The 14,102-nt window shown below is 70.5% G+C and carries 10 protein-coding genes; 3 read left to right on the plus strand and 7 right to left on the minus strand.

What is annotated here, in order from left to right:
* Positions 1-160 precede the first annotated feature (160 nt).
* Positions 161-985, plus strand: a complete 825-nt coding sequence (locus ACIHEJ_RS28200; RefSeq protein WP_400139640.1) for a maleylpyruvate isomerase family mycothiol-dependent enzyme — start codon at positions 161-163, stop codon at positions 983-985.
* Between the two features lie 100 nt (positions 986-1,085).
* Here the strand turns inward: ACIHEJ_RS28200 and ACIHEJ_RS28205 are convergent, their stop codons facing one another.
* Together ACIHEJ_RS28205 and ACIHEJ_RS28210 are read right to left on the minus strand one after the other, a co-directional pair.
* Positions 1,086-2,396 (minus strand): nitrate/nitrite transporter, encoded by a 1,311-nt coding sequence (locus ACIHEJ_RS28205; RefSeq protein ID WP_400139642.1) that lies wholly within the window; start codon positions 2,394-2,396, stop codon positions 1,086-1,088.
* Positions 2,393-3,064: a GntR family transcriptional regulator gene (locus tag ACIHEJ_RS28210; protein WP_400139644.1), complete on the minus strand. Its 672-nt coding sequence runs from the start codon at positions 3,062-3,064 to the stop codon at positions 2,393-2,395. The genes ACIHEJ_RS28205 and ACIHEJ_RS28210 overlap by 4 nt, the downstream gene beginning before the upstream one ends.
* A gap of 188 nt (positions 3,065-3,252) precedes the next feature.
* Here ACIHEJ_RS28210 and ACIHEJ_RS28215 point away from each other — a divergent pair, with 188 nt between their 5' ends.
* Positions 3,253-4,164, plus strand: a complete 912-nt coding sequence (locus ACIHEJ_RS28215; protein ID WP_400139646.1) for a D-alanyl-D-alanine carboxypeptidase family protein — start codon at positions 3,253-3,255, stop codon at positions 4,162-4,164.
* 250 nt (positions 4,165-4,414) lie between these two features.
* Here the strand turns inward: ACIHEJ_RS28215 and murJ are convergent, their stop codons facing one another.
* The 4 genes from murJ to pdhA all read right to left on the minus strand — a co-directional run bounded on the left by murJ (position 4,415) and on the right by pdhA (position 10,608).
* Positions 4,415-5,983: a murein biosynthesis integral membrane protein MurJ gene (gene murJ, locus ACIHEJ_RS28220; protein WP_400139648.1), complete on the minus strand. Its 1,569-nt coding sequence runs from the start codon at positions 5,981-5,983 to the stop codon at positions 4,415-4,417.
* Positions 5,984-6,994: 1,011 nt separating this feature from the next.
* Positions 6,995-8,377 (minus strand): dihydrolipoamide acetyltransferase family protein, encoded by a 1,383-nt coding sequence (locus ACIHEJ_RS28225; RefSeq protein WP_400139650.1) that lies wholly within the window; start codon positions 8,375-8,377, stop codon positions 6,995-6,997.
* A gap of 10 nt (positions 8,378-8,387) precedes the next feature.
* A complete protein-coding gene (locus ACIHEJ_RS28230; protein WP_400139652.1) occupies positions 8,388-9,365 on the minus strand; it encodes an alpha-ketoacid dehydrogenase subunit beta in 978 nt (325 codons plus the stop codon).
* A 1-nt stretch (position 9,366) separates the two neighbouring features.
* Positions 9,367-10,608 (minus strand): pyruvate dehydrogenase (acetyl-transferring) E1 component subunit alpha, encoded by a 1,242-nt coding sequence (pdhA, locus tag ACIHEJ_RS28235; protein ID WP_400139654.1) that lies wholly within the window; start codon positions 10,606-10,608, stop codon positions 9,367-9,369.
* A gap of 570 nt (positions 10,609-11,178) precedes the next feature.
* Here pdhA and ACIHEJ_RS28240 point away from each other — a divergent pair.
* A complete protein-coding gene (locus ACIHEJ_RS28240; protein WP_400139656.1) occupies positions 11,179-12,177 on the plus strand; it encodes a phosphotransferase in 999 nt (332 codons plus the stop codon).
* 61 nt (positions 12,178-12,238) lie between these two features.
* Here ACIHEJ_RS28240 and ACIHEJ_RS28245 read toward each other — a convergent pair whose 3' ends face one another.
* Positions 12,239-13,849 carry a protein kinase gene (locus ACIHEJ_RS28245; RefSeq protein WP_400139658.1) on the minus strand — a complete coding sequence of 537 codons (1,611 nt, stop codon included), beginning with the start codon at positions 13,847-13,849 and terminating at the stop codon, positions 12,239-12,241.
* Positions 13,850-14,102: the final 253 nt, after the last annotated feature.

The following is a 14,102-nucleotide window of genomic DNA, read 5'->3' on the forward strand; positions in this document are numbered from 1 at the left end:
GTCGTCCACACAGGCCTACGATCGTCACACGAAAGCACTGCCGGGGTGCCTGCCAGCAGCGTAACTTAGCCTCTCAAGACACCCGCTGAAGTGCCGCCGCCGCCCGCTGGCAACGCCGCCACCACCTGCCCGTGTACCGACCGCCGAGGGGTCCCGTTCCGTGAGTCTGCATCCCACCCTCCAGCCCTACGCCGACGCCTGGACGCACTCCATCGACGCGATATCCGAGATGGTGCAGCCCCTGGCCGAGGGTGAGTGGAACAGGCGGACCCCGTGCCCGGGCTGGTCGGTCCGGGACGTCGTGTCGCACGTCATCGGCATGGACTGCGAGATGCTCGGCGACCCGCGGCCCATCCACTCCCTGCCCCGTGACCTCTTCCACGTCACCACCGAGCACCAGCGCTACATGGAGATGCAGGTCGACGTCCGCCGGCACCACACGGCGCCGGAGATGACGGCCGAGCTGGAGTACACGGTCATCCGCCGCAACCGCCAGCTGCGCAACGAGTCCCGCGAGCCCGGCACCACGATGCGCGGCCCGCTGGGCACGGAGATCACCCTGGAACAGGCCTACCGCGCCCGGGCCTTCGACGTGTGGGTGCACGAGCAGGACCTGCGCACGGCCCTCGGCCGCCCCGGCAACCTGGACTCGCCGGGCGCGTACGTGGCCCGGGACATGCTCCTGGAGGCGCTCCCGAAGGTCGTCGCCAAGGACGCGGACGCGCCCCGCAGCTCGGCGATCGTGTTCGACGTCCACGGCCCGGTGGAGTTCCTGCGCACGATCCGCGTGGACATCCAGGGCCGCGGCACCCTGGAGACGACCCCCGCGCTGGGCCCCGCCGCGACCATCACCCTGGACTGGGAGACCTATGTCCGTCTGGCCTGCGGCCGGGTCACCCCGGAGTCGGTGGCGGACCGCGTCAAGACCGAGGGCGACCCGGACCTGACGGCGGCGATCCTGCGCAACTTCACGGTGACGCCGTAGGCCGTGCCGTGACGGGAGGCCGCCGACGGCGGGGGCCCGCACGGGTCGTCCCGCTCACCGGCCGGCCGGGGACCAGTGGTGCGCGGGTGGGAGAACTCGGCTAGGCCGCGGGCACGTGCACCGTCTCGACCCGGCTGGAGACCACCCGCTCCCGCTCCCGCCGAGCCGCGCGCCCCCGGAGCCGCAGGATCTGCGACACACCCAGCGCCTGCAGCACGAACACTGCGCTGAACGCGACGGTGTAGTCGTCCCCGGTGACGTCCAGCAGCAGTCCGATCGCGAACAGCGTCGTCATGGACGCGATGAACCCGCCCATGTTGGTGATCCCGGAGGCGGTGCCCTGCCGCTCGGCGGGGTTGGCCGGCCGGGCGAAGTCGAAGCCGATCATGGAGGCCGGCCCGCAGGCCCCCAGCACGGTGCACAGCACCACCAGCAGCCACATCGGCGCATGCGCCCCGGGGTAGAGCAGCGTCACCGCCCAGACCAGCGCCGTCGCCCCCACCGTGCCCAGCGCCAGCGGCAGTCGGGCCGCGTGGTGCCGGGCGACGACCTGGCCGTAGACGAGCCCGACCACCATGTTCGACAGCACCACCAGGGTCAGCAGCTCACCGGCCGTGCCCCGGCTCAGCCCCTGCGCCTGCACCAGGAACGGCAGCCCCCACAGCAGCAGGAAGACCATCGCCGGGAACTGGGTGGTGAAGTGCACCCAGAGCCCCAGCCGGGTCCCCGGCTCCCGCCAGGACGCGGCGATCTGCCGCCGGACATAGGCCGCGCCCTGGTGCGGGGACGGCTCCGGCTCGTACCCCTCGGGATGGTCCTTGAGGAACAGCAGCGTCAGGACGAGGACCAGCACACCCGCCAGCGCGCTGCCCGCGAACGCCGGCGTCCAGCCGATGCCGTGCAGCAGCCGGGCCAGGACCAGCGTGGAGACCAGGTTGCCGGCCATGCCGACCAGCCCCGCGAGCTGCGCGACCATCGGCCCGCGCCGGACCGGGAACCAGCGGCTGCCGAGCCGCAGCACACTGATGAACGTCAACGCGTCACCGCAGCCCAGCAGCGCCCGGGACGCGAGGGCGGTGCCGTATGACGGCGAGAAGGCGAAGCCCAGCTGCCCTGCCGTGAACAGCACCGCGCCGATGCTGAGCACCTTCTTGGTGCCGAGCCGGTCGACCAGCAGGCCGACGGGTATCTGCATGCCCGCGTAGACCAGCAGCTGGAGGATCGAGAACGTCGACAGCGCGGAGGCACCCACATGGAACCGGTCGACCGCGTCGAGCCCGGCCACCCCCAGTGACGTGCGGAAGATGACGGCGACGAAGTAGACGGCCACCCCTATGGACCACACGGCGACGGCCCGTCGGCCGCCCGGCGGATCCCCCGGAAGGGTGGCGTTGCCCGCCGTGGCGCTCATCGGACCTCACCCCGCGCGAGGTGCGAGAACCAGCTCACGTGCCGGTGCACGACGCCGACGGCCGCCTCCGCGTCCCCGGCGCGCAGCGCCTCCAGGATCTCCTCGTGCTCGGTGAGCGTCTTGGCGATCCGGTCGGGGTGGGAGTGCATGACGGCCACGCCCATCCGCAGCTGGCGGTCGCGCAGTTGGTCGTAGAGCCGGGACAGGATCTCGTTGCCGCCGCTGCGCACGATCTCGGCGTGGAAGCAGCGGTCGGTCACCGCGGCGGCGGCCAGGTCACCGGCGGCGGCCTGCGCCTTCTGCTGCTCCAGCAGCTCGGACAGCCGCTCGACCAGTCCCGGGGGCGCGGGCACGGCCTTGCGCGCGGCGTGCTCCTCGACCAGCAGCCGGGTCTCCACCACGTCGGCGATCTCCTGTGCGGAGACCGGCAGGACCATGGCGCCCTTCTTCGGGTAGAGCCGGATGAGGCCCTCCGCCTCCAGCCGCAGCAGCGCCTCCCGGACGGGGGTGCGGGAGACTCCCACGGCATCGGCCAGCTCCCCCTCGGTGAGAAGGGTGCCGCCCTCGTAGCGGCGGTCGAGGACGCCCTGCTTGACGTGGGCGTAGACGCGGTCGGCGGCGGGTGGCTGCTTCATGGATCGGTCGGACTGCTGGACGGCCGTTTTCATGCCGACAGGATAGATACAACACGTACACATGCGGGGTAGCGGTCCATCATGCGGACGTGGCGAGAATCTCTCGCAGCGACCGCACAACCATCTGTGCTACTTACGTGTCTCACACGTGCGGCCCTACGCTCCTGCCACCTCAATCGGCCGCACTTCAGGGGCATTTCAGACAATCGGGGTATCTCACTTTGATTACCGGCATTAAGGGCACCCGCAGCCTCCGCGTCCGCCGAGCCGCCGCCGTCGCCGTCACCTCCGGCGCGCTGATCGCCACCGGGGCTCTCGCCGCGGCACCCGCGCAGGCCGTCACGACGCCCTCGATCGTGGCCAAGGGCGGCTACGTGATGAACAACTCGAGCGGTTCGACGCTGTACACCAAGGCGGCGGACACCAAGCGCTCCACCGGCTCGACCACCAAGATCATGACCGCCAAGGTCGTGCTCGCGCAGTCGAACCTCAACCTCGACAAGAAGGTGACGATCCAGAAGGCGTACAGCGACTACGTCGTCAAGAACAACGCCTCCCAGGCGCACCTGATCGTCGGCGACAAGGTCACCGTCCGCCAGCTGCTGTACGGGTTGATGCTGCCGTCCGGCTGCGACGCCGCCTACGCGCTCGCAGACACCTACGGTTCGGGCTCCACCCGCGCCGCGCGCGTGTCCAACTTCATCGGCAAGATGAACTCCGCCGCGAAGAGCCTCAAGCTCACGAACACCCACTTCGACTCGTTCGACGGCATCGGCAACGGCAACAACTACTCGACGCCGCGTGATCTGACGAAGATCGCCAGCAGTGCGATGAAGAACTCCACGTTCCGCACGATCGTGAAGACGAAGGCGTACACCGCCAAGACGATCACCAAGTCGGGCGGCACCCGCACGATGGGCACGTGGACGAACACCAACGGGCTCCTCAGCAGCTACAGCGGCACCATCGGTGTGAAGACGGGCTCCGGCCCGGAGGCCGGCTACTGCCTGGTTTTCGCCGCCACCCGCAACGGCAAGACGGTCATCGGCACCGTCCTCGCCTCCACCTCCATCCCGAACCGCGAGGCGGACGCGAAGAAGCTCCTCACCTACGGCTTCGCCAAGCTCGGCTGACGCCTGCACGAGACCACGGGCCCGCCGCGCACAGCGGCGGGCCCGTCCTGCTGCCCGGGGCATCGGCACACATCGACGCCACTGCGTCTTCAAGGGGCTGCGCGGGCTGCGTGATCCGCAGGCTTCTACGGCTGGGTGCGTACGGCGACCGTGCGCGAGGCGGTACGGGTCGTGCGCCGCACCGCCACCGAGGAGCCGACCGGGCCCGAGAGGTTCCACCCCGCTTTTGCCGAAGGGATGTCCGGGCGGCTCAGCGCAGGCCGGGCAGCCGGCGCAGTTCGGGCAGGCGCAGGAGCCGGCCGAGGAGGAGGTAGGTCAGTGCCAGGACCAGGGTGCCGGCGATGGTGGTGACGGCCGTGCCCGCCGTGCCGCCACCCAGCGTCCCTGCGCACGCCCGCGCCACGCCCCAGCCCGCCACCGCGGCCCCGCCCCCGGCACCCAGCAGCTTGGCGTACGTCGTGCGCAGGGTGCCGTCGTCGAGCCGGCCGCCGGTGCGGCGGCCCAACAGGCGTGCGGTGAGGACGAGTCCGGCGGCGTAGGAGACGGTGTAGGCGCCGGCCATCCCGGTGACCGCCCACCGCGCGGGAAGCAGCACATGGCAGGCGGTGGCGAGCACGATGTTCACCACCTGGGTCCATACGGCCATGAAGAACGGCGTACGGGTGTCCTCGAAGGCGTAGAAGCCGCGCAGCAACAGGTACTGGGCCGAGAACGGGATCAGCCCGAGCCCGAAGGCCTGGAGCATGTGCCCGAGGGGCTGGACGGTCGCCGGGTCGGCGGCGCCGTGCGCGAAGAGCAGGGTGGCGATGTCCGGCCCGAGCGCGGTGAAGAGGAAGGCGGCCGGGACGATGACGACACCGCTGACCCGCAGCGCCCGCGACAGATCGGCACGCAGATCACCGATCCGGCCCTCGGTCACCGCCTTGCTCATCCGCGGCAGCAGAGCGGTGACGAGCGAAACGGTGACGATGGACTGGGGCAGCATCCAGATGGTCTGGGCGTAGCTGTACGCCGTGTAGCCGACGCCGGCCTTCGGCAGTTGCGTGTCGGCGGCGTTGGCGTAGTTGGTGACGACGGTGAGCCCGACCAGGTTGGTCAGCACGAACAGCAGCGTCCACTTGGCCGCGTGGACCCCGGAGCCGAGCCCCGCCCCGCGCCAGTCGAAGAGCGGCCGGAAACGGAAGCCGGCGGCACGGGCGAACGGAACGAGGGCGAGGGCCTGCGCGGCGATACCGGCCGTGGTGCCGACCCCGAGCCAGCGGACCTGGGCGTCGGTGACGTCGGCGACGGAGTGGGGGACGGTCATCATCCCGAGATAGACGCCGAACATCGCGACGAGGACGACGTTGTTCAGCACGGGCGTCCACATCATCGCGCCGAACTTCTCGCGGGCGTTCAGCACCTGGCCGAGGATGGCGAACAGGCCGTAGAAGAAGATCTGCGGCAGCAGGAAGCGGGCGAAGACCACGGTCAGCCGGTACGCGTCGTGCTCCTTGGGCGTGTCCCGTATGTACAGGCTCACGATGTCCGGCGCCGCCCAGACGGCGAGCAGGGTGCCGACGGCCAGCACGCTGACGACGAGGGTCACGAGCCGCTGCTCGTACGCCCGCCCGCCGTCGGCGTGGGTGGCCCGGGCCCGCACCAACTGCGGCACCAGCACGGCGTTCAGCGCCCCGCCGATCAGCAGGGTGTACAGGCTCGTCGGCACGGTGTTGGCGGTGTTGTACGTGGTGGCGAGCAGCCCGGTCCCGAGCGCGGCCCCCTGCAACACCTGCCGGACCAGCCCACTGGCCCGGGACACGACGGTCCCGAACGCCATGAGCACAGAGGCCCGTCCGACCCCCACCTCCGCTCGGGGTTTCGCATGCCGAGCTGTGATCTTCTCCCCCACTACCATGCGGTAACCCTAAGGTAGTTGGGCTGTCCCCTGGTGGGTGGCGCAGACCAGCCAGGTCAGGCGCAGTCCGAGGCACCGGTTTCGTCACCCCGCCCGCCGAGGAGGCACATCCGTGTCCGTCGTCGCAGCATCCCGTCTGGCCCTTCTCGGCGGTGGCTTCTCCACCGACGACGGGGTGCTGGACGACTGGGTGCTCGATCACGCCCGCGGTTCACAGTCCAAGGTGTGCTTCGTGCCCACGGCAAGCGGCGACGCCCCCGCCCATGCCGACCAATCCTCACCGCATTCCGGTCACTGCCTGCGAGCCCAGTGTCCTGTCGCTGTTCCGGCGGGAACTCGACGACGACGTCCTGGCCCCTGCCGACGCACGTGGTGATCGATACCGTCCAACGAGAGGGTTCCTAAAGCCTGGAGCCAGCCGAGGTGCAATCGGCCGAGTCCGGCGCCCCCATCGCCTGTGCCATGCCGGAACAGGTCGCGGAGGCCATCGTCCGGCTCGAGGCGCACAACCTTCAGCTGGACGAGGAACTGGAGAACGGGCAGCGTCGATCGACCGAGCTGCAGACGGAGACGCTGACTCTGCAGCAGGAGAGCCTGGAGCTGCAGCAGGAAACCCTGCCCCTCCAGCGGGAGATGCCGGCCGCGCAGAAGGCCGCACTGGCCGTGCAGCAGGCCATGGTCAGGGCGATGGAGCGCATCGCGGACCGGCTCGACGCCCTCGTGCCGGAGCACCGGACGCCCGGCGGACGCGTCGAGGCCCGATGTCTCGGCCTGCTGCGCCGGCCCGCCTGCATCCGCTCCCGGGCGGGACCGAGGACGGTACGCCGGTGTACGTGCTCCACCAGAGCTGAGGCAGAAAGGGAGAAGGGGCGGCCGCAACGGCAACTTGCGGCCGTCCCTTCAGACGTCCGAGGCCATCGCCCCGACCCCCTCTTACGCCCAGCTGATCAACCTCTTCGGCTGCTCCAGAATCGCCGCCACGTCCGCCAGCACCTTGGAGCCCAGCTCACCATCGACCAGACGGTGATCGAAGCTCAGCGCCAGCGTCGTCACCTGACGCGGCTTCACCTTGCCCTTGTGCACCCACGGCTGGAGCTTGATCGCGCCGACGGCGAGGATCGCGGACTCGCCGGGGTTCAGGATCGGCGTGCCGGTGTCGACGCCGAAGACGCCGACGTTGGTGATGGTCACCGTGCCGCCCTGCATCGCGGCCGGCGACGTCTTGCCCTCGCGGGCCGTCCCGACCAGCTCACCGAGGGATTCGGCGAGCTGGGGCAGCGTCTTGTCGTGCGCGTCCTTGATGTTGGGGACGAGCAGGCCCCGCGGGGTGGCCGCCGCGATGCCCAGGTTGACGTAGTGCTTGTGCACGATCTCCTGGTTGGCCTCGTCCCAGGACGCGTTGATCTCGGGGTTGCGCTTGATGGCGACCAGCAGGGCCTTGGCGATCAGCAGCAGCGGGTTGACCCGCAGGCCCTGGAACTCCTTGTCCTGCTTCAGCTCCTCGACCAGCTTCATCGTGCGGGTCACGTCCACCGTCACGAACTCGGTGACGTGGGGCGCGGTGAACGCCGAGCCGACCATCGCCGACGCGGTCGCCTTGCGCACGCCCTTGACCGGGACACGGGTCTCCCGCGCACCGTCGTACGTCGCGGCCGGCGCCGGTGTCACCGGGGCGGGGGATGCCGTGACCGGCTCGGGAGCCGGCTTCGGTGCCGCCGCCGCATGGACGTCCTCGCGGGTGATGACGCCGTCCGGACCCGACGGGGTGATGGTGTCCAGGTCGACGCCGAGGTCCTTGGCCAGCTTGCGGACCGGCGGCTTGGCCAGCGGGCGCGGCTTGTCGGTGACCGGCGCGTGACCGTTCAGCTCCGACTGGATCGCCTGGGCCGGAACCGGCACGGTGACCTCGGGGCCCTTGCGGGGGCGCCGCTTGGTGGACGAGGTGGCCACGCCGTAGCCGACCAGAACCGGCTGGCGGCCCTCCGGCTTCGGCTCCTCCTCGGCCGGCTGGACGGGCTCGGCCTCGGGCTGCGCGGCCTCCGGTGCCGCCCCGCTCCCCGCCACGTCCACGGCGATGATCACGGTGCCCACGTCGACCGTGGTCCCCTCGGGGAAGTGCAGCTCGCGGACCACGCCGTCGTAGGGGATGGGGAGTTCGACGGCTGCCTTGGCGGTCTCGACCTCGCACACCACCTGGCCGTCGGTGACCGTGTCGCCGGGCTGGACGTACCACTTGAGGATCTCGGCCTCGGTGAGCCCCTCACCGACGTCCGGCATCTTGAACTCGCGTACGGACGCTTCCGTCATCGTCGTCACGACCCTCTCCTCAGTACGCCAGCGAGCGGTCGACGGCGTCGAGCACGCGGTCCAGGTCCGGCAGGTACTCCTCCTCCAGCCGCGCCGGCGGATACGGGGCGTGGTAGCCGCCGACCCGCAGCACGGGCGCTTCCAGGTGGTAGAAGCAGCGCTCGGTGATCCGCGCGGCGATCTCCGCACCCGAGCCGAAGAACACCGGCGCCTCGTGCACCACGACCAGCCGGCGGGTCTTCTCCACCGAGGTCTGGATGGCGTCGAAGTCCAGGGGGGAGACCGAGCGCAGGTCCAGGACCTCCAGCGACTTGCCCTCCTCGGCCGCCGCGGCGGCGACCTCCTGGCACAGCTTCACCATCGGCCCGTAGGCGGCCAGGGTGAGGTCGGTGCCCTCACGGACGACCTGTGCCTTGTGCAGCGGGGCCGGGATGGCCTCGAAGTCGACCTCGGCCTTGTCCCAGTAGCGGCGCTTGGGCTCGAAGTAGATCACCGGGTCGTCGCTCTGGATGGCCTGCTGCATCATCCAGTACGCGTCGGAGGCGTTCGACGGCGAGACGATCTTCAGGCCGGCGACGTGCGCGAACAGGGCCTCGGGGGACTCGGAGTGGTGCTCGACCGCGCCGATGCCGCCGCCGTAGGGGATACGGACCACGACCGGCATCTTCACCTTGCCCAGCGAGCGGGCGTGCATCTTGGCCAGCTGGGTGACGATCTGGTCGTAGGCGGGGAAGACGAACCCGTCGAACTGGATCTCCACCACCGGCCGGTAGCCGCGCAGGGCCAGGCCGATCGCGGTGCCCACGATGCCGGACTCCGCCAGCGGGGTGTCGATGACCCGGCTGTCGCCGAAGTCCTTCTGCAGGCCGTCCGTCACCCGGAACACACCGCCGAGCTTGCCGACGTCCTCGCCCATGACCAGGACCTTGGGGTCGGTGTCCAGCGCGCGGCGCAGCGACTCGTTGATGGCCTTGGCCATCGCCATCTTCTCGGCCATCTCAGCGACCCCCTTCTGCGTCCGCGAACGACGCCTGGTAGGCGGCGAACTGCGCTCGTTCCTCGTCGACGAGCGCATGCCCGTCCGCGTACACGTTCTCGAAGATGGCGAAGTGGTCCGGGTCGGGCATGGCGCGGACCGCTTCGCGCACTCGTTTGCCCAACGCCTCGGACTCGGCCTCGAGTTCCGCGAAGAATCCCTCGTCCGCGTGGTTCGAGGCCTCCAGGTACCGGCGAAGGCGCAGGATCGGGTCCTTCGCCTCCCAGGCCAGCCGCTCCTCGTCGCCCCGGTAACGGGTCGGGTCGTCGGAGGTCGTGTGCGCGCCCATCCGGTAGGTGAACGCCTCCACCAGGGTGGGGCCCTCACCGGCCCGGGCGCGCTCCAGCGCCCACTTGGTGACCGCGAGGCAGGCCAGCACGTCGTTGCCGTCGACCCGCACGCCGGGGAAGCCGAAGCCCTGCGCGCGCTGGTACAGCGGCACGCGGGTCTGCTTCTCGGTCGGCTCGGAGATCGCCCACTGGTTGTTCTGGCAGAAGAACACCACCGGCGCGTTGTAGACCGCGGAGAAGGTGAACGATTCGGCGACGTCGCCCTGGCTGCTCGCGCCGTCGCCGAAGTAGGCGATGACCGCGCTGTCCGCGCCGTCCTTGGCGATGCCCATCGCGTAGCCGGTGGCGTGCAGCGTCTGGGAGCCGATGACGATCGTGTACAGGTGGAAGTTGTTGCTGTTGGGGTCCCAGCCGCCGTTGTTCACGCCGCGGAACATGCCGAGCAGGTTGGTCGGGTCGACGTCGCGGCACCAGGCGACGCCGTGCTCGCGGTAGGTCGGGAAGACGTAGTCGTCGTCGCGCAGGGCACGGCCGGAGCCGATCTGGGCGGCCTCCTGGCCCAGCAGGGAGGCCCACAGGCCCAGCTCGCCCTGGCGCTGCAGGGCGGTGGCCTCGGCGTCGAAGCGACGGGTGAGCACCATGTCGCGGTACAGGCCGCGCAGGTCTTCGGGGGTGATGCCGGCGACGTAGGAGTCGTACTCGGCGTTCTTGACCCGCTTGCCCTCGGGCGTCAGAAGCTGCACGAGCTCGGGCTCGGTGCTCTTCTTCGCGGTGGCGCGAGGGGTGCGGGTGGCGCGCTGGGTGCCGGTGGTCCCGGTCGTGTCGCCGGTGGTGCCGGTCTTGCTGCCGGCGGTGCCGGCTTTGCCTGCGGCGCTGCGTCGCGGCTTGCGCGTGGCACTGCTGTCCACGGTCACGTGTGCTCCTCCGTCGTTCCGGCCCCCGGGGTTGCCGGTAGGCCAGTGCGGCTCACCTGTTTCGACCACCGGGCACGGGGTGGGTGCCACTCGGCCGGGAACAGGCGTGACAGGTGCCCCGGCGAGCGCCCTGCAACCATCACGTTACCCAGTGCTCCACATTTCTGTGAAACCCCACCTGACCTGCGATTTTGCTTGGATTTCCAAGTAAATCGAGGACGTGTGCAAGCGCGCTGGTCACAGCCTTGCTTCAGGCCGGAGCACCCGCACGTTATCCCGCGCACCCAGGTCACGGGAAGAGTCGTTTGTGAGACTGACCTCGTACACGAAGACAGAAAAGTCAGGTTATTTCTTCGCGGCGATCATGAAACGGTTCGCCGCGGCGACCGGGCGTATACAGGCGGGAAAGAGCGAAAGCCACGGAAACATTTAATAAAGCCCGATGCGTGACCGAAAGCGACCGTCGATGACTGCCTGTGACAACTCGCAGCTCACAGCGGCTTTTCGTGCCCTAGCATCTGCGGCGTGCCGCGCTCATGTGTACCACCCCCCGTACCCCACGCGCCCCCTGTGGGCACCCTGCTGCGCCTGTACGCCGCCGGCTCCGCCCTCACCTGTGAACCGGTCGACCAGGGCCTGCTCAACCGCGGCTACCGGCTGTGCACCACGCGCGGCCGCTACTTCCTGAAACACCACTTCGACCCCGACACCGCCGACCCGGCCGCCATCGAACGCCGGCATCGGGCCACCCAGCGCCTGGCCGACCTCGGCGTCCCGGTCTCCGTACCGCTCGCGCACCGCGAGGGCCGCACGGTCGCCGTCGTCGGCGGCCACGCCTACGCCCTGCACCCCTGGGTCGACGGGCGGCACCGGGACGGCGGTCAGCTGACCCGTGGGGAGAGCGCACGCCTGGGGGCGCTCCTGGGGGCCGTACACGCCTGTCTGGAGCGCGTGATGCCTCCGAAGGGGCGTACACGCCCGGCCACGAGCCCCCATCCCGTGGAGAGCGCCGACCCGGCCGACACCTTCGCCCTGATCGACGACCTGCTCGGCCAGGTGAGCCGCCACCGTCCCGCGGACGCCTTCGACGAGCTGGCCCGGCATCGGCTGCTGGAACGCCGGGCCCTGCTGGAGCAGCACGCCGAACGGCGCCCGCCGCGCGGCGGCTCGGTGGGCTGGGTGCACGGCGACTTCCACCCGTTCAACCTGCTCTACAAGGACGACGCCCCGGCGGCCATCGTCGACTGGGACCGCCTCGGCGTGCAGCCCCGCGCCGAGGAGGCCGTACGCGCCGCCGCGATCTTCTTCGTCCGCCCTGCGGGCGCGCTGGACCTGCCGAAGGTGCGCGCCTACGCGCGCGCGTACCGGCGCGCGGCCGGTGCCACGCCCTCGGAGCTGGCGGCGGCCGTGCACCGGGTGTGGTGGGAACGGCTGAACGACTTCTGGATGCTGCGCTGGCACTACGAGCGCGGCGACACGCGCGCGGACTGCCAGTTCCCGGCCGCCTCGGCGCTCGCGGTGTGGTGGACGCGCGAGTACGACGCGGTGTGCGACGCGTTCGTGCAGTGAGCGGGCGGGCCGGGACGCAGGCGGCTCACAGAGCCGGCGTCCCGGTCGCCGGAGATGTCCTTCAAGGACCGGTGTCGCCGGTGCTGCCGTCCGTCGTGCTGCCGTCCGCGCCGTCCGTGGTCGTCCCGTCGGTACCGCCGGCCGTCGGGTCCGTCGGCTGCGACTCGGAGGTCTGCGGATCCGTCGGCTGCGACTCGGAGGTCTGCGGGTCCGTCGGCTCGTCGGTCGGGGCGGTGGTGTCCGTCTGCGTCGGGAGGTAGGACGGCTGGGAGGACTGTGTGTAGCCGGACGTGGAGCCCGTGTCCGAGCTGTTGTCGTCGGTGGTGCCCGAGGGCTGGCCGCCGGTGTCGTCGGACGGGCTCGCGCTGTCCGAGTCGTGCTTGGTGGACTTCGAGTGCGTCGTCGTCGGCTTGGTGTCGGTGCCGTTGCCGCCGTTGCCGCCGGTGCCGCCTGTGCCCTTGACCGCCAGCGCGACACCGGCCGCGATCGCGATCACCGCGAGGACGGCGAGGATCCACAGCTTGCCGCGTCCGCTGCCCCTGTTGCCGTGCCCCTCGAAGCCGCCGTCGTCGCCGTTGCCGTACCCGTTCGGCAGGATCGGCTGCGGGATCTGGGTGGTGCCCGAGCCGAAGTCGCCGCCAGGGTGCTGCATCACGGTCGTCCCGGCGAAGCCGGCCGCCGGGGTGTGCCGGCCGTCGTGCGTCTCCACCGGACCGGTGTTCCAGGTGCCGGTGTGGCCGCCCTGGTCGTACAGCATCTGCAGGCCGTACTGGACCAGGCCGCGCATCTCCTCGGCCGTCTGGAAGCGGTCGTCCGGCTCCTTGGCGAGGGAGCGCATGACCAGGCCGTCCAGCTCCGGCGGGACGCCGTCGGAGACCTGCGAGGGGGGCGTCGGGATGTCCTGGACGTGCTGGTAGACCACCGACAGCGGGGTCTCACCGGTGAACGGGGGCCGCAGGGAGAGCAGTTCGTACAGCAGGCAGCCGGTCGCGTACAGGTCGGAGCGGTGGTCGACGGCCTTGCCGAGCGCCTGCTCCGGGGAGAGGTACTGCGGGGTGCCCATGACCATGCCGGTCTGCGTCATGGTCGTCGACGCCCCGTGCAGCGCGCGGGCGATGCCGAAGTCCATCACCTTGACGGCACCGCTGTGGGTGATGATCACGTTGGCCGGCTTGATGTCGCGGTGCACGATGCCGTGCTGGTGCGAGTAGGCAAGCGCTTCCAGCACCCCGGAGACGATGATCAGCGCCTGCTCGGGGCCGGGGGCCTCGGCGTTCAGCAGCAGATCGCGGATGGTGCGGCCCTCGACCAGCTCCATCACGATGTACGGCACGGACTGGCCGCCGACGACGTCCTCGCCGGAGTCGTACACGGCGACGATCGCGTGGTGGTTGAGGCCGGCGACCGACTGCGCCTCGCGCGTGAAGCGGGCCTTGGAGACGGGGTCCTCGGCGAGGTCCGCGCGGAGCAGCTTGACCGCGACCGTACGGCCCAGACGGACGTCCTCGGCCGCGAACACCTCGGCCATGCCGCCCCGGCCCAGCCGGTGCGTGAGCCGGTACCGGCCGTCGCCGACCAGCCCGCCGTTGCCCCACATCTCCGGCGCGTCCGACATACCGCCGCCAGACGCCTCGGGGTCGGACGGGCCCTGGGCGCTGTGCGTCTGTGCCATCAGTCCTCGCCGTCGTTTCTGCCCGCGGTGCGCGCGGTGTTGTCACGGTCTCCGTCGGCCACGCTACAGCCTTCGCGCGAGCCACCGGTTCGGAACCGGAACCGGGACCGGACCTAGCCGGACCGGTCATGAAACCTCTAGCACGCGCTGTCGTGCAAATTCTGTGTGCCGGTCGTACGCCCCCTGTAACGCTTGCGCGACGCTTCTTGCGCGTACGGTCACGGAACGGGCACCGAGCTTGACGTGTCGGTGC

The sequence above is a fragment of the Streptomyces sp. NPDC052301 genome, assembly GCF_044593395.1.
GTDB lineage: Bacteria > Actinomycetota > Actinomycetes > Streptomycetales > Streptomycetaceae > Streptomyces.